A 20,815-nucleotide genomic window follows, 5' to 3' on the forward strand; every position below is an offset into this window, starting at 1 on the left:
ACTTGTTATTGGCTATTAGTTGCTAAGCTGCTCTACCTTACGCGAGCCTTGTGGCTGAATAGGGCGGTTATTACCTTCGTACAGATCAGACATAATAGCAAACTGATCGCTAGCAAGGGTCAGAGGTTGCTTACTGACATACCATTGGACTTGTTCTGAACAAGGTGGTGTCGTTAGCGAGCCACTATAATGATAGAAAGTAGGCATTACAGGTGCTAAAGCAGACAAATCAACTTTATTGGCTGTGAATTCATCATCGTTTAAGGTAGTGATTTTAGTGCCGTTTAGCAATACGCGTAGCACATCATTGGCTTCACCAATTTGCAGCATAATACCCATTACAGCAAGATTGCCTTCACTATTGGCATGAACAAAATGAATTTCGCCTGGATAGTTCTGACTACCGAATTGATGCTCGCTTGGGGTATGGTAATGGAATTGCTTGAGCACATAGCGCTCATTGTCTAACTGAATTGTATTGTCTTCGGTCGTTGGTGTGTAGACGACAGTATGACCATTATCATGAATGCGGACATCGGTAGATTGGTTATAGTTAATGACAGGAGCGGCTGCACTACTGGCGGTAACGTTTGTAATATTGATAGGCGATTGCTGTTTGCCAATTTTGCAAGCGTTAGCACCTTCGACGTCACCCCAATATTCGGGGCCTGTATTGCCTACATATGACCATTTAGGATGATGGACGCTATTATTATCTTGCGCTGCCACTACGGTCGCATTGGCATCAGTAGGCTGATCTTTCAAAGCTTGCTGATTAGAGGTACAGGCAGAAAAACCTAGGGTGCTTACTGCCAAGATAGCAGTCGCTAAATAATGACGATTCATATTACAGTCCTTAATATGGTTAAAACGATAGTGTTATAGTTCGTTCAAAATAAAATCGATACGGCTTCTGTCAGCCTCGCGCGCAGATAAAACACATCACACTTTTATTTGATATGGGCTATAGCTTGCACTTAGTTTATTTATATCAACATTATTATCAATTGGCTATAAAACAGATTTATTAAAATATGGTTAAATGAATAATTAATAAATTTAACACTATTCGTTAATAAGAATATATTTGTAAGAAGGGTTTATAACAGAACGGTATTTATTTAGCAAATTACGATTACAGAAAAATATTAATGTGTAATAAACAGTTTTTGGAAAATTTTAAGAGATTTTCTCTTTAAAAGATGAACTTACGCAGTTATTTCTCAGAGTAGTAAAATCAAAGAAGCCACCAAGATGGCAGCTTCTTTTCTAGCTTTATCTTTTAACTTTTAAAGAATTACGCTTTTTCAAGCTTAGGGCGCGCTTTTTCAATAGCTTTTAATAGTGCTTTTTCAAATCCACCAATTTCAAACTTAATCAAGCTTGAATGGGCAGCACAGAAGTTATGAGTTTCGCGCCATTGATGCGCAAGCTCGGTTGCCCAGTTGCAATACTGTTTACCTGCATCTTGCTCATCTTTAAGCGCTTGCTTGGTAGTAGGATGTAATAGTAGCTCAGGTAAGACTGCTTCAAGAAGCTTTGCCGGTGGACTCATAAAAGTATCGTCAACGTGTAAGCTTCTGCTAGCAGGATGATAAGCCAATAGCGAACCTGCATGAATTTTTTCATTAGGCGAGATATAGTAGACCCCCTGAGATAAGGAGAATTCAAGCTCCGGATAACGCTTGGCGACTGCATCGCTTTCGACCAAATCATCTGCCCATGGTATCTCAGGTATTTGTTCATGATGACGGCTACTGCCGTAAAATTCGGCTTGCGGAAAGTCTTTTGCCATTTGGACGCAATGCACCGTATGGAAAGGATGAAGATTTAACACGGCCTCTACATCTTGACCGTCATTGGTCAATGCCATGACTTTATCTCGGACATCATCCGTCAGCTTATAGCTATCTAAAAAAATAAACTTGCCTGACTTTAATTGCACGAGCGAGCATTGAGTGCCTATATCAAGCACCCCTCCCAATCGGAATGACCCGCGTATATTCCAAAATCCTGCCCCTAAATCATAAATTTTATCTGCCATCTTTATTATCCTTTGTTAATCAATGATTGGTCTAATAGTTTTTAAGATCAGATCCTACGAGATTTGTCGAACTTGTTCCTGATAATTTTTCTTAGCAACTACTTTAAATAATTATGAACTTTAGGTGGATAAAAGTCTGTTATAAAAGCGATGTGGAATGTATAGATAATTTAGACTGATGCTGATTGGGCAACTAAAACAGAACATAATACGCTTCTAACAATGGATAAGTGATTTCAATGAAAGGGCAATAATGTATCAAAACATTTAATAGGCAATGCTTGACAGTATGCATCTGTAATTGTTATAAAGCATCTACCTAAACGAATATAGTTAAACAAATGCCTATATCATCAGATTCAAATCTTAGAAAGATATATATTAGAGATTATAAGTCACCTCAAGCTGCTGTAGACTATGCTAAGTCTATCGGCGGCGCTCGGATTATATTCCCAAATGGAGATTATCCATGTAGTTTGGTGATTAATAGTCCCAATATCGAGCTGTTTAGTGACGGTAATACCATACTACGTGCTGCAGGCTCCTCTACTGTCGTTGATGTAAAGGCAGGTGGAATCAACTTTGTGTTGGACGGATTCGACGTACGTGGTCAAACATCACGTAATGAATCTAAATCTAACGTTAATGGTAACAAAAGCAATACTGATGCCTTGCACTGCATTCGTATTCAAGAACGTGGTGCTCGTCTACGCAATTTTAAAACAAGAGGGGCACGTTACGATGGAATCTATCTTAAATATAATGGACAGATAGATTTTGAGGCAGAGGACTTCTTATGCGATTCTACTGCCCGTAATCCGGTATCTATTATTGCAGGACAAGGTTTTAAATTTACACGTGGTAGAGTACGTTTAGATAATAACTTTACTGCGGGACAAGGTAAATTAAGAAGCGGTATATATTTATTTGATTGTGAGCCAAATAATATCAACGATAAATATCGCGACATTAAGTTTAAAGATGTGGTTTTTGAAAATGCTGGTAAACGTTACGGCAATAATCAAGTTATATTTCAAGATACCAACATAGGTAATTCAAATGATTTAGGCGTTTACTTTGAAGACTGTGAATTTATTAAGTCCGGTACAGCTACTGGATCTGCCTATGTACGCCTAAAAGCTAATACAAAATTAAAAGAGTTCAGTAATATTCACTTTAAGAGAACTCGTCATCAATTTAGAGCAATGGCAATTGCTAGCGGTCGCGAGATATTACTCAAAAACTCCACTTTTAACGACGTTGTTATCGATGAGCAAAGCTTAACCTTTGCTATTAGGTTATCGACTGGGACTGTTGTATCGAATGTGAGAACAACCGCAGATAAAACGGCGGCTAAATCTAAAGCCACGAGTTTCCGCACCTCATTGAATAAGCCCGTAAATTTGCTTTTAGATAAGAAAAGTAATGTAAAAGTTATCGATGTTCCTGGGTACTAAAATTATAGTTCTAATCAATATAAGCCGCCTTAAGCGGCTTTTTTTGTGTCTCAAGATTATAAATCGTGTTGGTCAAAAAGTTGCAGCTTTGATTAAAAGTATTATGATTACTCTATGATTCAGCTCTCATAATTATTCTTAACGTTTAAGCTTGATAACCAATACCAAACTTACATAACATTTTGCATCTTAAGCCCAACTTTTAGTGTGCTACCATGATGCGCTTGTCATTATGACTATAAATTTAGGCCTTTATATTTATATATTTACAGCCTGTTCCTACCACCCACGCCGATATCAATCGCGTATAACATAGTCAGTAACTTTGTGAATCACACACCAGATAACGCCTCAATTAATAACACACCGCAAGATAGCGCGAATTCAACTGTCTCTGCAAAATCATTGACTACCTATGCTCCTCAATCTAATTCACCTTCATGGGTTTTAAAACTAACCATTGGCTTGATTGGCATGTTTGCTTTTTTGCAGGTGTATTCCATCCAAGCAGTGTTACCTGTACTGATGGTAGACTTTGCTGCGACTGAGGTCCAAGCAGGCATGGTCGTTGGCGCGACAGTGATGGCGATTGCTATCATGTCACCATTTTTAGGAATGTTGTCCGATGCAGTAGGGCGCAAATCATTTATCGTCGGAGCGTTATTATTTTTAGCGATACCGACAGCGCTCATTGCGCAAAGTCCGAGTATTGGCTGGATGGGTCTGTGGCGCTTTATGCAGGGCTTGTCCGTGCCCGGTATTACCGTAGTGACAATTGCTTATATTGGTGAAGAGTTTGAGGGACGGGCAGTTACTGAACTGATGTCATTTTACGTTTCAGGTTCAGTACTTGGTGGCTTTTTAGGACGCTTTCTGCTTGGGCATTTGCATGAGCTTATCGGCTGGCGTTATGGTTATTATGTGATGGCTGCAATGACGCTGATAGGTGCAGTATGGGTAGGTAAAATGCTACCAACCTCACGTTGTTTTGAAGCCAATCCAAACTTTCGATCCGCTATGCAGACGTTGGGCGAGCATCTGACGAACCGTTATGTGGTTACGGCTTGCTTGCTCGGTGCTTGCGTACTGTTCTCTTTGGTGGGCTGCTTTACCTTTATCAATTTACATCTGGCCAAGACTCCATATGAGCTAGGTACTGGACAACTTGCCAATATCTTTGCTGTGTATTTAATAGGCGTAGTCATTACCCCATTATCGACGACACTATTGCGCCGATTTGGCGCAGCGCGTACGGTACGAGTGGCCGTAATGGTATCGATGGTAGGGGTAATATTGACCCTAGTGACGCCATTATGGGGTGTGATTGTTGGGCTAGCGATCATGTCATCTGGCGTCTTTATCACCCAAGCTGCGACCATTAGTTATATTGCAGTCAACGTCAAAAAGGGACGCTCATTGGCCTCTGGTTTATACTATATGGGCTATTACGCAGGCGGGACAATGGGTGCATGGCTATGCGGAATTGCCTATGCACGTGGGGCGTGGACGCTGACAGTATGGCTGTTGTTAATTGTGCAGGTTTTAGCGTTATTGGTAGCAAGCTTTGGCATGATTAAAACCAAAGCTCGTACTGCTTAAGTTAAGTCTCGTACTATTCAAGATAAATATCAGCTAACACAATGTGGTAAGTAGTGGAATCATTATCCTCGAATGCTGAGTGTTGTCACGCTTACGTGCGCGCGCTTTACATAGGACTGGTTTTTTCTTACTATCAATAAGCACCCTGTTAAAAGGCAACTTATAGTCAAGCCATTATTAGTCAAGCTACTATAAAATAGTGACAGCGTTAACCTCGCTTATTAAAATAATAGCTTGCTTCTAAGTAAAAACAAAATTATTAAAAATTTAATTGCCTATGCCTTATTTATATTTATTCATAATTTACAAAAATGAGAATTCACAAAAACGACAAACAAGGAAGTCCGATACATGTCAAATATTTATAACAGCGCCCCGTCAGCCTACGAGTTTCCACTACTGATCAAACAACTATTAAACCGCGCCAAAACAGTATCATTAGATCAAGAAATTATTTATGCGGACAAAAAACGCTTTACTTATAAGGATTTATTTACCCGCATTAACCGTTTAGCCAATGTCTTAGCAGGCTTAAATCTCGATGCTGGGGATGTGGTAGCAGTGATGGATTGGGATAGTCATCGTTACCTCGAATCGTACTTTGCTGTGCCTATGTCGCAGTATATTTTGCAGACGGTCAATATTCGCCTGTCGCCTGAAAAGGTGCTCTACACTATTAATCATGCTAAGCCAAAAGTGTTAATGCTGAACTCTGAGTTTGCACCATTGGTCAAAGACTATCAGTTTGAAAACTCAAGTATTGAGCATATTATTTGGCTAGATGACAATGGAGTGTCGCATGAAGGCGTCTTTGGTGGTAACCAAAGTCGCGTAGCAGGTGAATATGAGGCATTATTAGAAGCAGCTGACACCACCTTTGATTTTCCAGATTTTGATGAAAATACTATTGCCACAACCTTTTATACTTCAGGAACGACAGGTGATCCAAAAGGCGTGTTCTTTAGCCATCGGCAATTGGTGTTACATAGCTTAGCAGAAGCAGCATCATTAGGTATGCTACCCAATAAACAAGGCGTTAGCTACGGTGATGTTTATATGCCGATGACCCCTATGTTCCATGTTCATGCATGGGGCTTTCCGTTTACGGCTACTATGATTGGCTTAAAACAAGTCTACCCAGGTCGCTATGCCCCTGATACTTTGTTAGATTTAATCGTCAATGAAAAGGTAAGTATCACCCACTGCGTGCCAACGATATTACAAATGGTGCTCAAAGAAGCACAAGATCGTGATGTCAGCTTTAATGGTTTAAAAATGATCATTGGTGGTTCAAGATTGACGGAAGGCTTGGCTAAATCGGCATTGGCACAAGATATTGAGGTGTATACAGGTTACGGAATGTCAGAAACCGCGCCATTGATTAGCTTAACTGACTTTAGTGTTGATGAGCCTGAGATGACTGAAGATGAAGATATTAGCCGTCGCTGTATGACAGGTAAGCCAGTATTGATGGTCGATGCGCAAGTCTGGGGTACAAACAATGAGTCGGTAGGCGTCGGTAAAGAAAACACTGGTGAGCTAGTGCTGCGTGCGCCATGGTTAACCCAAAGCTACCTAAAAAATGACGATGCGGGTAAAGAGCTGTGGGAAAACGGCTATATGCATACTCAGGATATTGCCTATATTAGACCTGACGGTTATATCAAAATTACCGATCGTCTCAAAGACGTTATCAAGTCTGGCGGCGAATGGATCTCATCATTAGAGATTGAGACTATTTTATCGTTGCATCCAGCGGTAGCGGACGTGTCAGTAATTGGTGTCCATGATAAACAGTGGGGTGAGCGCCCATTAGCACTAGTGGTACTAAAGCCAAATAAACAAGACACCAGCGCTGAAGATATTATTGCCATTGCAGAGCAGGCAGTCAGTAAAGGTATTATCCCCAAATATGGTGTACCAAGTGATTTTAAGTTTGTTGATGAGCTGCCTAAAACCTCTGTTGGCAAGCATGATAAAAAGGTAATGCGAGAGATGTATGCCAATCAGACGCAAGTGTAATTAATCTTCACTGTAATCATATTGCAGTTTATGTGCTAAACGGTTGACCTTTATTACTAGCTCTGCTACATTTTAAACCGATACATAACGTATCGGTTTTTTTGGTTCTAGCAGGGAAAGCCAGAGCAACAATACTTAAGCTGTTATATAAATTTGCTATATTGTACTTATAATATATAAAGCGACTATTCAAACTTCATTTGCTATTTCATATAGTATATATATAGTCGTATTGCATCACATTTCGTTTACGCTAAGGATAGCCATTATGAGCGAGCAAGCCACCAATTTAGCTTCTAACCAAGCCTCCAAAGACACCGTCACCTCTACACAGAATGCCAATTTTGCTGATATCTATAACGCTTCAATCAATGATCGAGAGCAGTTTTGGGCAGAGCAAGCCAAGCGTATCTACTGGCATAAAGAGCCTGAGCAAATCCTTGACGATAGTAATCTGCCTTTTGCTAAGTGGTTCGTGGGTGGTGAAACTAACCTTTGCTATAACTGTGTAGATCGTCATCTTCCCGAACGTGCTGAGCAAGATGCTTTTATTTGGCTCTCATCAGAGATTAATCAAGAGTTAACAGAGACTTATCCAGCAGTGATTGACGCGTTTAAAGACTTGGGTAATAACGTTGAGTTCTATACTGACTATACCAAACGTCGCCTAACCTATAACGACTTATATAAAGAAGTTAATTACTTTGCAGATGTCTTGCAGCGTCATGGTATCGAGAAGGGCGATCGCGTTATCATTTATATGCCGATGATTTTAGAAGCCGCTTATGCCATGCTGGCCTGCGCTCGTATCGGTGCGGTACATTCAGTCGTATTTGGTGGTTTTGCTGCGCATAACTTAGCCATTCGTATGGATGATGCTGAGGCAAAAATGGTTATTACCGTGGATGCTGGTCTGCGCGGTGGCAAGGTAGTCAATTATAAAAACCTTGTGAATCAAGGAGTTGAGCAGGCAAGCGTAAAACCTGAGCATGTGCTAGTAGTCAATCGCGGCGTGTTGCCATTTGAACCGCAAGATATCGATGTGGATTATGCGACTCAGCGCCGCATCAGCTGCGAGGCCAATGCTGTGGTAGAGCCAGTTTGGCTTGAGTCAAACACGCCATCATATCTGCTCTATACTTCTGGTACTACGGGTACGCCAAAGGGTGTGCAACGTGATACGGGCGGTCATGCAGTAGCACTCACTACCTCGATGGATTATATCTACGATGGCAAGGCAGGCGAGACCTTTTGGGCGATATCGGATATTGGCTGGGCGGTCGGACACTCTTATACTATTTATGCGCCATTACTGGCTGGCATGACGAGCGTGATGTATGAAGGCTTACCACATCGACCAAATCCAGGTATCTGGTGGCGTATCGTAGAAGCCAACAAAGTTAATATTTTATTTACTGCGCCGACCGGTGTGCGTATGCTCAAAAAGCAAGATGAGACTTGGATGACCCGCTACGATGTATCAAGCGTTAAGTCGTTCTTTTTAGCAGGCGAACCACTTGATGAATCAACGGCCAATTGGCTTACTCAGCATTTAGGTGTGCCAATTTTAGATCATTACTGGCAAACAGAATCTGGCTGGCCGATTCTAAGCAACACGCCAAAGTTCAATCATAAACCACATAAGCAAGGCTCGCCCGGTTATCCAATGTATGGCTATGATGCACGCGTCATCAATGAAGAAACAGGAGAGCCTTGCGCTGCTGGTGAAAAAGGGCTATTAGCCATTAGTGCGCCATTACCACCGGGTTGTCTCACGACGGTATGGCGTAATGATGAGCGCTTTATCAGCAGCTATTTTGGGCTGTTTGATGGTAAGCAATATTCAACTTCAGACTATGCTGTGACCGATGAAGATGGGTATTTCTATATTCTTGGTCGTACCGATGATGTGATTAACGTGGCTGGGCACAGACTTGGTACTCAAGAGATCGAAGAAGCTATTAGCACCCATCCAGAGATGGCAGAGTGTGCCGTTGTGGGTATTCAGGATGAATTAAAAGGCGAATTGCCCATCGCTTTTTGTGTGCTAAAAGATCATGAGCAAGTAGCGACGACCGAAAACCGCTTCCGTCTTGAGCAGCAAGTAATAGGTGCCGTTGTGAAGTCCCTTGGTGGTATCGCCAGACCAGCAGCGATTTATTTTCCGCAAGCACTACCAAAGACTCGCTCTGGCAAAATTCTACGCCGTGCTATTCGCGCATTAGCAGAGAACAAGCCTACCGGTGATATGTCAACGCTTGACAATCCAACTGCGATTGATGCCATTAAACAATCCATGAAAGATTATTGATTAATACAAAATGTTAATCTGTATTCGCTAGTTGTGAATAATTATCTGAATATTGCACAAAAGCTCATGAATCGTCATGGGCTTTTTTGTTTACTCAACTGTTCTATATATCAACGCTGATAGCTAACGTTACCAAAATTTCAACAAAGCACTTGACCCTAAAATTGATTTATTGTTATAGTCAATAACGATACGAAATAAATCATTTTAAAATAAAGTTTCATTAATAGTAAAACATCGATTTTGACACTCTTAATAAATACAGACGCTGCTTAACGGCAGTCTCGCAAACAAGATAAGGATATCTTATGCACCACGTCCAGCAGCTCATCAATGGTCAATTTACCAAATCAACGACTAGCGAATGGCTCGATATCACTGATCCAGCCACGCAAGAAGTCATCGCTAAAGTCCCGCAAACCACTGACGATGAGATCAATCAAGCCGTCGCTGCCGCCCAGACGGCTTTTCAAACATGGCGCAAGACCCCAATTACCACGCGTGCGCGAATCTTTTTAAGATATCAAGCGCTCATACGTGAGCATATGGATGAGCTAGCAGGAATCTTAACTGCTGAACAAGGAAAAACCATTGCTGATGCTCGCGGGGATGTATTCCGTGGTTTAGAAGTGGTCGAGCATGCAGCGGGTATTGCTAACTTACAGATTGGTGATTTTGTTGAAAATGTCGCCTCAGGCGTTGATACGTATAGTATCTGGCAGCCACTAGGTGTCTGTGCTGGTATCACCCCGTTTAACTTCCCAGCGATGATTCCGCTATGGATGTTTCCAATGGCGATTGCTACGGGTAATACTTTTATCTTAAAGCCTTCTGAACAAGACCCAATGGTTACCATGCGTTTGGTTGAGTTGGCAGTCGAAGCGGGCGTGCCTGAAGGTGTGCTCAACGTGGTGCATGGTGGCAAGGCCACCGTTGATGCCATTTGTGATCACCCAGATATCAAAGCGGTTTCATTTGTTGGTTCTACCGCTGTTGGTAAGCATGTCTACGAGCGCGCTAGTAAATCTGGCAAACGTGCCCAGTGCATGATGGGCGCCAAAAACCATGGTGTTATCTTGCCTGATGCCAATAAAGAACAAACGCTCAATCAGCTAGCAGGTGCTGCATTTGGTGCTGCCGGTCAACGTTGTATGGCGCTGTCAGTCGTGGTGCTAGTCGGTGCAGCAGGGGAATGGATTGATGATATTAAAGCTAAAGCAACAGGCTTAGTCGTATCAGCAGGTAAGCATGATAAAGACTTAGGCCCACTGATTTCTCCGGCTGCAAAAGCCCGTGTTGAGCATTTGATTGATACTGGTGTAGAAGAAGGGGCTAGCTTGATTCTTGATGGTCGTGGCATTACTGTCGAAGGCTATGAGAAAGGCAATTTTGTAGGACCGACTATCTTTGATAATGTCACAAGTGATATGCAAATTTATCAGCAAGAAATCTTCGGGCCAGTACTTTGTATTATGCGTGCAGCTAGCCTTGATGAGGCAATTGAAATGCTTAATGCCAATCCACATGGTAATGGCACGGCTATCTTTACTCAGTCGGGAGCGGCCGCGCATAAATTCCAACAAGATATTCAGGTCGGTCAAATCGGTATTAACTTGCCAATTCCTGTGCCACTACCGATGTTCTCATTCTCAGGTTCACGTGCTAGTAAGCTTGGCGATCTCGGTCCTTATGGTAAGCAGGCAGTACAGTTCTATACTCAGACTAAGACGGTGACTGCACGCTGGTTTGATGATGAAGCAAGTCGCGGAGTCAACACCACTATTTCAATTTAATCGTTAATTCACTATATATGCGATATTGCGTCAATCTTACTTAATATGTGCTTTACTAGTAGAGCATAATTTTGTGAATGTCGTTATGTCGCTGCTATACTGTATAAACGATATTGAACTGATGACTTACCAAACTTTCTTCACCATATTTGCTTTGCAAGCACAAGGATGATCTTATGGATTTCTCATTAACGGAAGACCAAATTGCTTTTCGCCAAACCGCTCGGCAATTTGCGCAAAAAGAGCTAAAGCCGAACGCGGCTGAGTGGGATCGTACCTCACATTTCCCAATCGATGTCATCAAAAAATCAGGCGAGCTTGGATTTTTAGGGTTATATACCAATCCAGAATATGATGGCTTAGGGCTACCGCGCTTAGACTCTGCAATGGTATTTGAGGAGCTGGCATGGGGTGATACGGCAGTCGCTGCTTATATGAGTATTCATAATATGGCGGGCTGGATGATCGGTGAGTATGGTAGTGATGCCTTATGTAAAAAGTATTTGCCCAATATGGTCAGTGGTGAATGGCTTGGTAGTTATTGCTTAACTGAGCCGAATGCCGGTTCTGATGCGGCTTCATTACGTACCAAAGCCGACAAGCAAGGCGACTATTACGTGCTCAATGGAGAGAAAACCTTTATCTCGGGTGCAGGCTCGACCGATGTGTTAGTAGTTATGGCGCGTACAGGCGGTGCAGGCCCAAAAGGGGTCTCAGCATTTGTGGTAGACGCTGACAGCGATGGTATTGAGTATGGTAAAAACGAGCATAAAATGGGTTGGAAAGCGCAACCAACTCGTGCTATTAGCTTTAAAGACGTTAAAGTGCCAGCAGAAAATTTAATCGGCGAGGAAGGTCAAGGCTTTCGTATTGCGATGAAAGGCTTAGATGGCGGTCGTATCAATATCGGTATCTGTGCGGTAGGTACAGCGCAGTCAGCGCTAGAGACAGCGACTAATTACGTGCAAGAGCGTAGCCAATTTGGTAGTCCGATTGCCAGCTTACAGTCAGTACAGTTTAAGCTTGCTGATATGCTCACCCAAACGATTACTGCACGGCAAATGCTGTATTTAGCAGCCAATAAAGTCGATAACAATGATGGGCAAGCTTCTACCTACTGCGCGATGGCAAAGCGTCTTTCCACTGATCTTTGTTTTGATGTTGCCAATGAGGCCTTGCAGCTGCATGGCGGTTATGGTTATCTAAATGAATATCCGCTAGAGCGCCATGTACGAGACTTACGTGTCCATCAGATTTTGGAAGGCACCAACGAGATCATGCGTGTGATTGTCTCGCGTCAGCTCATGCAAGATGATGCGTTGAGTCAATTGCGTTAATTGTAGTACGCAGCTATTTTATGGCAATATTTTAAGTTTGCTATGGTTTTCTATGGCTCTTTTACCTAGCGTCTCACCAATAAATCGTACCAAATTCAGATAAAATAAAGGATTATTTATGACGGATTATACCAATCTCAAGTTATCAATTGACGGTCATATTGCTACCGTAACACTGAATAACCCACCAGCTCATACGTGGACGATGGACAGTCTGCCAGCGCTAAAGCAGCTGGTCACGGACCTGAATGCGAATGATGATGTTTATGCCTTAATCATTCATGGCGATGGCGAGAAGTTCTTTTCAGCAGGTGCGGATTTAAATAATTTCTCAGACGGTGATAAAGGCCAAGCAATCAGCATGGCCATCGCTTTTGGTGAAGCGTTTGAAGCGCTATCAGCGTATCGTGGTGTCAGTATCGCTGTCATCAACGGTTATGCGATGGGTGGTGGACTTGAGTGCGCGCTGGCCTGTGATATCCGTATCGCAGAAGCGCATGCACAAATGGCCTTACCAGAGACCGGCGTGGGCTTATTACCGTGTGCAGGCGGTACGCAAAATCTGCCTTTACTGGTTGGTGAAGGCTGGGCGAAACGTATGATATTGTGCGGTGAGCGCGTCGATGCCGAGACAGCATTACGCATTGGCTTAGTCGAAGAAGTCACGGCAAAAGGTGGCGGTTTGTTAGCGGCGCAAGCATTAGCGCAAAAAGTCGCTAAGCAATCTCCTGTTGCCGTCACTTATTCTAAACAGCTTATCCAAGCCGCAAGAAATACCCCACCTGCACAAAACCTTATCCATGAGCGCGAAGCTTTTGTTAAGTTATTCGACACCAAAGATCAGCGTGAAGGTGTGCAAGCATTCTTAGAAAAGCGCAAACCCACTTGGCAAAATAAATAGGCCAAATTAAATCAGACTTAGCGCTAATATTTTTCCTTTTAATTTTTAGGTTACTTTTATGACAGCAGCTACGACAGCGACGGACGATACTAATAATCAAAATTCCGTAGAAAAAATCACACAAGAAGCGCCAGTATTGTTCGATACCGAGCCGACAGAGTGTGGCCATCTTATCGGAATAATGACGTTAAATACGCCCAAATCTCTCAATGCACTCAGTGTTGAGATGTGTCAATTATTAGCCCAGCAGCTAGAGCAGTGGCAAAATGACGATCAGATAGTGGCATTGGTATTAAAAGGGGCAGGTGGTAAGGCGTTTTGTGCTGGCGGCGATATTCGTAAGCTGTATGACAGTATGTCTACTAGTGCACCGCTACCGAACCCTTATGCGACAGAGTTTTTTGGTCATGAGTATCGCCTTTATCGGCAGATGCATTTTTACCCAAAGCCGTTAATCCTCTGGGGCGATGGCATTATTATGGGTGGCGGCATGGGTTTGATGGCTGGCTGTAGTCATCGTTTGGTCACTGAGCGCACCCGCTTTGCCATGCCAGAAGTGACTATTGGACTGTTCCCTGATGCCTCTGGCAGTTGGTTCTTACAGCGCATGCCAGCTAAAACAGGTTTATTTTTAGGGCTAACAGGTGCGATGTGTAACGGCAATGACGCTTTATTATCTAATCTTGCAGAGTATGCCGTTGCCAGTAGTGATTACGAGGCCATCATACAAAGTTTAAAACAGAGCGATTGGCAAGTGGCAGCAAGTAGCACCGATAAATGTCACAACAATAGCGCCCATAGTATCGTTAGCCGTACACTGGCAGCACAACCTGTTGCTGAGTTGCCTGCTAGCAAATTAGCGACATATTGGAAACCTATCCAGCAGTTGATGAACAGCGGTGGACTGGGTGATATCGATGCGCTCCTACAAAACGATGAAGCGCTAGCAAAGCTAGATACAGACTTTGCTGAAGATAGCTGGACGCAGCGGGCAGTAGACACTTATCGTCAAGGCTGCCCAGTTACCGTCGCTTTAACCTACGCGCTTTATCATAAAGTCACGGACTTATCGTTAGAGCAGGTTCTGTATTTAGAAGCCAACGTAGCGGTGCATTGTGCGGCCAATCCTGACTTTAAAGAAGGCGTACGTGCGCTACTGATTGACAAAGATCGTAATCCACAATGGTCACGTTCATTAGCAGACTGTCTCAGTACCGAAGGGCAGGCATACATAAATCAGCACTTTGTGAATCCTTATGCTAAAGGCGAGCATCCCTTAGGCGATTGGTTGGGTGATGAAGCGTTAGGCAGTCAGTTTGTGCGCTAAGAGCTTGTAAGCTCATTATAAGAATCAGGTATAAATTAAAAAACGTAAAACCATATTTAGCATTGTCTGCATATATGTAAATAATAAGCAATCATCAAGGAGCGATGAGATGGGTACAAAGGATTCAGGTTTAAGCAATACAGCTACGATCGATAACAATACTGCTAAGCCAAATATAGCCTTCATTGGGCTTGGCAATATGGGCGCACCTATGGCAGAGAATTTATTAAAGGCAGGTTATACGCTCTCTGTCTATGACTTGTCTGAGGAGGCGACCCAGCGCTTGCAGCAAGCAGGTGCCAGTGTAGCTAATAGCCCTATAGATGCTGCGAGCAATGCACAAGTCATTATTAGCATGTTGCCTGCGGGCAAGCACGTTCATTCTGTCTATCTAGGTGAAAATGAGGGTGATGGCTTACTAGCAGAATTACCCAAAGGTACATTGGTCATTGATAGCAGTACTATCGCGGCAGCTGATGCTAGGACGGTGGCAGAGGCTGCAAGTAAGCTTGGTATAGACTTCTTAGATGCGCCAGTCTCTGGCGGTACGGGCGGTGCTATCGCTGGTAGTTTAACCTTTATCGTCGGTGGCAGCGCTAATGCGTTCGCCAAAGCCGAGCCGATACTAGCCGTTATGGGCAAAAACATCTTTCATGCAGGCGACCATGGTGCCGGACAAGTCGCGAAAATCTGTAATAACATGCTGTTAGGTATTCTAATGGCGGGAACGGCAGAGGCGATTAACTTGGGTGTCAAAAATGGTCTCGACCCTAAAGTGCTATCAGATATTATGCTACAAAGCTCAGGTCGTAATTGGACATTAGAAGTCTATAACCCTTATCCGCAAGTGATGGAGAACGTCCCATCTAGTAATGGCTATAAAGGCGGCTTTATGAGTAAGCTGATGCAAAAAGATTTAAATCTTGCGATGCAAACCGCTAAAGATACGGATGTTGAAACTCCAATGGGAGCCAAAGCGACAGAGCTTTATGAAGCACATACAGTAGAAAATGGCGATAAAGACTTTTCTAGTATTATGGCGCGTCATGATAGTTCGGTATTGTCTTAAGGCTCCAAGTGCTTAAAATTCATGATGCTCAAAGTTCTTAACACTTAAGGTTCTGAATCAGTTTTAAATAGAGTACTTTTGCTAGTTGTCATAGCACTAGCAAAAATAAAGTATAAAAAAGGTCTGCGCTATAAAAATAACGCAGACCTTTTTTGTATTCGGTCATATTTTTTCTTAATGATACAGACTCTAGTTTTGTAGCTCATATACCAACGCTTGAATGTCCTGCGCTGCTGCTTGCAATCTTGGTACATGTGTCAGTAGATCATCTAAAGATACGCGTATGGTAGGTGCATGCAAATACAAAGATGCTAGATAGCGCGATTTCTTGTCCAATATTGGCACCGATACCGCGACCATTTCAGAGATGAATTCTTCATTATCTACGCCAACCCCTGTCTTGGCAATATGGTCAAGTTCAGCATTTAGGGCATCAATGTCTACAATGGTGTTTTTAGTAAATTTATTTAAAGGCAAGTTACTTAGCATTTTACGGCGACTTGCGGGTGAGAGCTGACTTAGATACAGTTTGCCAGTTGCCGTACACCACATAGGAGATTTAGCCCCAACAGGTAAGTATATCTGTAGTGGCAATGATGTTGTGACGCGATTGGTATAGATCATATCCATATGATAAGGGATACCAATACCGCAAGTTTCTTGAATATCATCTACTAGCTTTTGCAAAATAACTTGGCGTTCATTAAAGAACTGCCGCTGTTGCCATAAAGCCACACTTAGATTGCGTACGCGCTTACCAGGGATAATACCACCACCAATATCAATCGCTACAAATCCTTCATCGACTAAATTTTGAATCAAACGATGAATGGTTGGTTTTGGAATATCAAGCTCTTGTGAAAGCTCAAGCGGAGAGATAGGTTTAGGCGCATAGGATATCGTTTCGATAATCTCTAGTACACGGGTAATCGAAGAAACTTTCGGCATATAGATAGCTCAGTAATGATGAATGATAAGTAACGTCGGGCGTTATAGTATTAGTCACATTGACAAATTAAAGAGACTAAAGTTAAAGAGACTATAGCCAAATAAACACTATATATAGATTATAAAATAAAATAAGACTGAAAGGTGAGCAGTATCATAAACTTTTTTTGAGAGCAACTATTGATACATCATCTGACAAATCACAACAAACAGTAGTAATAAACTATATAACCCTTATTGAGTTATTTTAGAGGATACGACATCATAGTTACATACTTTGCAGTACTGTTGCGCAAGCTTTTACTATTTAAGGTATATATATTTATACTGATTAGTTACTTTGAGAGTATCGTGTAACGGCAGGGCGATTTTTTACAGGTTCGTGTAGTAATTATTACAATTTCTATGCAATCTTTACATAATGGCAAATAAAAAGCTCCTTTGTAGGGGTGACTTTTGAAGCCAAAATTGTTTTAATCTGCTCAACAAAACGATTGTTTAAAATAGAACAGAAATAATCGTTTTTTTGGGCTAGTTATTTCATACTTTAGGAGAACAACCATGAAACTTATTAAATTAACTGCAATCTCTGCTGCTGTTTTAGCATCAACTGCTGCTTTAGCAGCTGAGCCTGTAATCGTTGTTGATAACAATGATGCAGTAGTATACGAAGCTGAGCCTGTAGCTGTTGCGTATGAAGCTGAGCCTGTAGCCGTTGCATATGAAGCTGAAGTAGCTCCTGCTGCTTATAATAATGATGCAGGTGTTATTCGTAACACTACTGGTGCTATTTTCGGTGGTACTAAGACTTTATTTAACACAGCTATTAACCCTGCATCTGTTAGTGCTGAAGTTGGTACCTTAGGTTATGGTGCTAACATCGGTTGGTCACTAAATGAGAAAACTGAATTACAAGCTGGTTGGGCTGGTGGCGATGTTGCTGACCTTTTTGGCGGTGATTTCGATGCAAACGACGTAAACTATGACGTTGATACTGATTTTAGCAACCCGTACCTAGGTGTACAGTTACGCCCTATGTCTAATTGGTTCACTGTTGGTGCTGGTATCATCGTTCCTGACAACGATATCGATGTCCGTGCTAACGCTGAAGGTCCAAACTTTAGAATTGATAATGTTGATTATAACGCTGCTGAAACTGGTACTTTAGAAGGTACTATGGAACATCGTAACAAACTAGCTCCATACGGTACTATTGGTTTCCGTCCTAACATCGGTAACAACTGGGGTGTGTTTGGTGAAATTGGTGCAGCATACATGGGCAGTACAGATGCTACTGTTGTTTCAAGCAATTCAGGTCAACAAGTTACAGCTACTACTGTAAATGGAACTACGCAAGTTGCAGCTGATGATGTTGCTAAAGCCGCTGAGCGTGAGTTAGAAGATAAAGATTGGTTAGAGTGGATGCCAATTGTTAAGCTTGGTGCAACTTACCGCTTCTAATCTAATCACAGTTTAAGTACTGTCATTAGAAGAAGAGTAAAAGCATAAAAAACGACCCTTTTTAGGGTCGTTTTTTATGCCTGCTCCAAAGTACTAAATAGTCGTAAAGAGATAAGGTTGACAAAATTATGCTAAAAAATAACTACTGTCTGGTGAGAAAGTAACAATGTAATCTGATAGCCTGACTCATTATCTTCAATAATAGTTAGAAGCGAATTATTTTGTTCAAAGTTGATGACAATATTAGGAATCAAGTGTTCATAGTTCATTCCTAATCCTTGCGCCAACTTATAATGGTGAATCTTAATAAAGCTCTCTTTTATCTGCCAAAGTAACTTAGCAGTGGTTTCACGTTGAGTAATGGGCAATGTTTGTAGCAGAGCAATCTCGTTACAGTGATAAAAACGCTGTGCCACATGCCAATCAACTTTATTGGTTTCTATATCAATACCCACAGTGCGCTGACGACTGATAATTACAGCAACCTTATTATTTGCATAACTATCACTTGAATGACTAAAGCACACGTAGTATCTGCTATTAATGAGTCGATAAGGGTATTGGGTTTCGTCTAACGTATCCTCTATTTCTAACTTGGTCAGTAACTCTTGCAGCAATAACCGAACGCCTAGACGTTGTTGTTGACGTTGATTCAGAGCGTTTTTGCGTGCTGATAAATATGTTTCAGCAGTACAGTATTGCCAGTTAAAATCAGTAAAATTAATAGGATGAGCGCGTAAAGTATTAGACACTAATGATAGAGGTGGCTTATTCCATAATCTTAGATGTAAAGGTGCGTCCACATCGGCAACTGCGCACCATGTCATAGGATCAAGTTGAGTATATTCGATGTTAAAAAGATGTGGGATTGGCATAATTTGTTTATATCAAAAGTTAAAAACGATTATAAAGAAATATAAAAAGTTAATTAATAAATAGCAACTATATATAAACCTTGAGAAGGTAACCATTATTTTAATCCAACATCATCTTGGCTGAACTAAAAAGCCCAGCAATATTAATATTGCTGGGCTTTTTTGATGCTAAATAAAATCTATCAACTGTATATAATAGCTCTTAGTAAGAAAGTTCAGCACGACGGTTTTGTGCATAAGCTTCTTCAGTAGTACCAGCTGCAGCAGGACGCTCTTCGCCATAACTGATGACGCGGATGTTATTTACAGAAACACCTTGAGCAGCAAGATAATCACGTGCTGCCTGTGCACGGCGCTCGCCTAGAGCAACGTTGTATTCACGGCTACCGCGTTCATCAGTGTGACCTGCAATCACGACACCAGCTGCTGGATTTGAGCTTAATAGGTTAGCATGTTGGTTCAAGATGCTAGCAGATTGTGAAGTAATTTCACTACTGTCAAAGGCGAAATATACAACGGCTTGAAGATTTTCAGCACCAGTAAGAATAGCATTTGAATTGTCTACAACCACAGCACCAGTGTAACCGACTTGACCACCTGGGATACCTAGAGGAGCAACGACGACTTCAGAAGTAGCGCGCTTAGTAGCACAACCAGTTGTGATTGCGACAGCACCTGATAATAGGGCAAGCGCAGCGATTTTAGCAAAACGGCTATTGGATATAGGGTTAGACAACGTAGAGTTAATTGACATGATGAGCTCCTAAATTTTTAATAAAATTTGTTTTTTTTGAACTGCTTATAGTAAAACCTAGGCAATTACTGCCCATAGTAGAATCAATGTTACGTTATGTAAATAACATTACTGTAAATCATGTCAAAATTTGTCAGCTATTACAATATACATTTGGCAACTTTTAGTGAGAATCAGTGGTCTGATAAGTCATAAAGCTATTACCAGCGATGTTTGTTCCAGTTTTCAGGGTTGGCCCAATAATCAGCATTCAGCCAATTTGGTAGCTTTTTATAATCATATAAATTAAATTGCCATAACGTTAATGATGCTGACAAGTTTGATGATGATTGAGGCAATGGAGTTTTACCTAAAAGATCAAGAGGTGTAAAGCCATAAGCTCGCAGATCTAAAGTACTATCAAGAGCAATAACTAAATGTGCAGCATAGATGTCACGGTAGCGCATTAGCAATGGAATGTAGGGTTGCAGCATGTCTAATGATAAGTTGGGTAGCCAAAAGCACGCAAGTTGGTAGCGCTGCGGTATGGATTGCGTCGTAAGCTCTGATAATGTGGAGAAGTCTGCTATTTTTTTCGTAGCGGCATTTATACTAGCAGGAGTGTTGACAGTTTTTTCATCATTAGCCCCTTCATTTTTGAGACCCAACTGCGATCTTAACTCAGCAAGCATTTTCTGATTTTCAACTGTCCATAATAGCTGAGGGATATTATTCGACTTTATATTATTCGATGTTTTATTGACGGTGTTTTTATTATCTGAAATCGCTGCATTATCCTCAATATTAGATGGTGATATTGAATCGTCGAGGGTGGGTAGTAGTGCCTCTATATAATCATCCAATATATTTAGGGTAATCGTACTATTCGTTGTATTTGCCGATGAGTCAGTCATAGAGTATTGCCAGCTGATTAAAAA

At 41.8% G+C, this 20,815-nt stretch carries 16 protein-coding genes; 10 read left to right on the plus strand and 6 right to left on the minus strand.

The genetic code is table 11. The annotated features are described in order from the left end of the window. Nucleotides 1-15: 15 nt before the first annotated feature. Together AAEY87_RS09255 and AAEY87_RS09260 are read right to left on the minus strand one after the other, a co-directional pair. Complete coding sequence (locus tag AAEY87_RS09255; protein ID WP_350656957.1) at nt 16-846, minus strand: carbonic anhydrase; 831 nt, start codon at nt 844-846, stop codon at nt 16-18. A 451-nt stretch (nt 847-1,297) separates the two neighbouring features. Next, complete coding sequence (locus tag AAEY87_RS09260; protein ID WP_350656959.1) at nt 1,298-2,044, minus strand: hypothetical protein; 747 nt, start codon at nt 2,042-2,044, stop codon at nt 1,298-1,300. Nucleotides 2,045-2,385: 341 nt separating this feature from the next. On the opposite strand from AAEY87_RS09260, the gene AAEY87_RS09265 reads away from it, so the two are divergent. The 9 genes from AAEY87_RS09265 (at nt 2,386) to mmsB (ending at nt 15,860) form a co-directional block, all read left to right on the plus strand. Next, nucleotides 2,386-3,501: a right-handed parallel beta-helix repeat-containing protein gene (locus AAEY87_RS09265; RefSeq protein WP_350656961.1), complete on the plus strand. Its 1,116-nt coding sequence runs from the start codon at nt 2,386-2,388 to the stop codon at nt 3,499-3,501. 405 nt (nt 3,502-3,906) lie between these two features. Continuing rightward, a complete protein-coding gene (locus AAEY87_RS09270; protein WP_350657007.1) occupies nt 3,907-5,100 on the plus strand; it encodes an MFS transporter in 1,194 nt (397 codons plus the stop codon). A gap of 351 nt (nt 5,101-5,451) precedes the next feature. After that, nucleotides 5,452-7,122 (plus strand): fatty acid--CoA ligase, encoded by a 1,671-nt coding sequence (locus tag AAEY87_RS09275; RefSeq protein WP_350656963.1) that lies wholly within the window; start codon nt 5,452-5,454, stop codon nt 7,120-7,122. A 268-nt stretch (nt 7,123-7,390) separates the two neighbouring features. Next, nucleotides 7,391-9,433, plus strand: a complete 2,043-nt coding sequence (locus tag AAEY87_RS09280; protein ID WP_350656965.1) for a propionate--CoA ligase — start codon at nt 7,391-7,393, stop codon at nt 9,431-9,433. Nucleotides 9,434-9,741: 308 nt separating this feature from the next. After that, nucleotides 9,742-11,226, plus strand: a complete 1,485-nt coding sequence (locus AAEY87_RS09285) for a CoA-acylating methylmalonate-semialdehyde dehydrogenase (RefSeq protein ID WP_068035338.1) — start codon at nt 9,742-9,744, stop codon at nt 11,224-11,226. Nucleotides 11,227-11,402: 176 nt separating this feature from the next. Then, nucleotides 11,403-12,563 carry an acyl-CoA dehydrogenase family protein gene (locus AAEY87_RS09290; protein WP_350656968.1) on the plus strand — a complete coding sequence of 387 codons (1,161 nt, stop codon included), beginning with the start codon at nt 11,403-11,405 and terminating at the stop codon, nt 12,561-12,563. A 118-nt stretch (nt 12,564-12,681) separates the two neighbouring features. Next, the gene (locus AAEY87_RS09295; RefSeq protein WP_350656970.1) at nt 12,682-13,464 is read left to right on the plus strand and encodes an enoyl-CoA hydratase; all 783 of its coding nucleotides are present in this window, start codon (nt 12,682-12,684) and stop codon (nt 13,462-13,464) included. Nucleotides 13,465-13,522: 58 nt separating this feature from the next. Next, the gene (locus tag AAEY87_RS09300; RefSeq protein ID WP_350656972.1) at nt 13,523-14,791 is read left to right on the plus strand and encodes an enoyl-CoA hydratase/isomerase family protein; all 1,269 of its coding nucleotides are present in this window, start codon (nt 13,523-13,525) and stop codon (nt 14,789-14,791) included. A gap of 109 nt (nt 14,792-14,900) precedes the next feature. Then, complete coding sequence (gene mmsB, locus AAEY87_RS09305; RefSeq protein WP_350656974.1) at nt 14,901-15,860, plus strand: 3-hydroxyisobutyrate dehydrogenase; 960 nt, start codon at nt 14,901-14,903, stop codon at nt 15,858-15,860. Nucleotides 15,861-16,049: 189 nt separating this feature from the next. Here mmsB and AAEY87_RS09310 read toward each other — a convergent pair whose 3' ends face one another. Then, entirely contained in the window at nt 16,050-16,808 is a 759-nt protein-coding gene (locus tag AAEY87_RS09310) for an IclR family transcriptional regulator (RefSeq protein WP_068035348.1), read from the minus strand. Between the two features lie 561 nt (nt 16,809-17,369). Here AAEY87_RS09310 and AAEY87_RS09315 point away from each other — a divergent pair. Beyond that, nucleotides 17,370-18,269: a hypothetical protein gene (locus AAEY87_RS09315; protein WP_350656976.1), complete on the plus strand. Its 900-nt coding sequence runs from the start codon at nt 17,370-17,372 to the stop codon at nt 18,267-18,269. 131 nt (nt 18,270-18,400) lie between these two features. Here the strand turns inward: AAEY87_RS09315 and AAEY87_RS09320 are convergent, their stop codons facing one another. The 3 genes from AAEY87_RS09320 to AAEY87_RS09330 form a co-directional block, all read right to left on the minus strand. Beyond that, the gene (locus tag AAEY87_RS09320) at nt 18,401-19,144 is read right to left on the minus strand and encodes a 4'-phosphopantetheinyl transferase family protein (RefSeq protein WP_350656977.1); all 744 of its coding nucleotides are present in this window, start codon (nt 19,142-19,144) and stop codon (nt 18,401-18,403) included. 202 nt (nt 19,145-19,346) lie between these two features. After that, nucleotides 19,347-19,898, minus strand: coding sequence for a peptidoglycan-associated lipoprotein Pal (gene pal, locus AAEY87_RS09325; protein WP_068035354.1), 552 nt, complete (start codon nt 19,896-19,898; stop codon nt 19,347-19,349). A 200-nt stretch (nt 19,899-20,098) separates the two neighbouring features. Continuing rightward, on the minus strand, nt 20,099-20,791 hold the full coding sequence (locus tag AAEY87_RS09330; protein ID WP_350656978.1) for a DUF6231 family protein: 693 nt from the start codon (nt 20,789-20,791) through the stop codon (nt 20,099-20,101). Nucleotides 20,792-20,815: the final 24 nt, after the last annotated feature.

Source organism: Psychrobacter sp. S1-30-MNA-CIBAN-0213, assembly GCF_040309845.1.
GTDB lineage: Bacteria > Pseudomonadota > Gammaproteobacteria > Pseudomonadales > Moraxellaceae > Psychrobacter.

Coding starts and splice junctions, on each gene's coding strand:
- AAEY87_RS09255 (WP_350656957.1), bottom strand. CDS start 846: ATGAATCGTCATTATTTAGCGACTGCTATCTTGGCAGTAAGCACCCTA.
- AAEY87_RS09260 (WP_350656959.1), bottom strand. CDS start 2,044: ATGGCAGATAAAATTTATGATTTAGGGGCAGGATTTTGGAATATACGC.
- AAEY87_RS09265 (WP_350656961.1), top strand. CDS start 2,386: ATGCCTATATCATCAGATTCAAATCTTAGAAAGATATATATTAGAGAT.
- AAEY87_RS09275 (WP_350656963.1), top strand. CDS start 5,452: ATGTCAAATATTTATAACAGCGCCCCGTCAGCCTACGAGTTTCCACTA.
- AAEY87_RS09280 (WP_350656965.1), top strand. CDS start 7,391: ATGAGCGAGCAAGCCACCAATTTAGCTTCTAACCAAGCCTCCAAAGAC.
- AAEY87_RS09285 (WP_068035338.1), top strand. CDS start 9,742: ATGCACCACGTCCAGCAGCTCATCAATGGTCAATTTACCAAATCAACG.
- AAEY87_RS09290 (WP_350656968.1), top strand. CDS start 11,403: ATGGATTTCTCATTAACGGAAGACCAAATTGCTTTTCGCCAAACCGCT.
- AAEY87_RS09295 (WP_350656970.1), top strand. CDS start 12,682: ATGACGGATTATACCAATCTCAAGTTATCAATTGACGGTCATATTGCT.
- AAEY87_RS09300 (WP_350656972.1), top strand. CDS start 13,523: ATGACAGCAGCTACGACAGCGACGGACGATACTAATAATCAAAATTCC.
- mmsB (WP_350656974.1), top strand. CDS start 14,901: ATGGGTACAAAGGATTCAGGTTTAAGCAATACAGCTACGATCGATAAC.
- AAEY87_RS09310 (WP_068035348.1), bottom strand. CDS start 16,808: ATGCCGAAAGTTTCTTCGATTACCCGTGTACTAGAGATTATCGAAACG.
- AAEY87_RS09315 (WP_350656976.1), top strand. CDS start 17,370: ATGAAACTTATTAAATTAACTGCAATCTCTGCTGCTGTTTTAGCATCA.
- AAEY87_RS09320 (WP_350656977.1), bottom strand. CDS start 19,144: ATGCCAATCCCACATCTTTTTAACATCGAATATACTCAACTTGATCCT.
- pal (WP_068035354.1), bottom strand. CDS start 19,898: ATGTCAATTAACTCTACGTTGTCTAACCCTATATCCAATAGCCGTTTT.
- AAEY87_RS09330 (WP_350656978.1), bottom strand. CDS start 20,791: ATGACTGACTCATCGGCAAATACAACGAATAGTACGATTACCCTAAAT.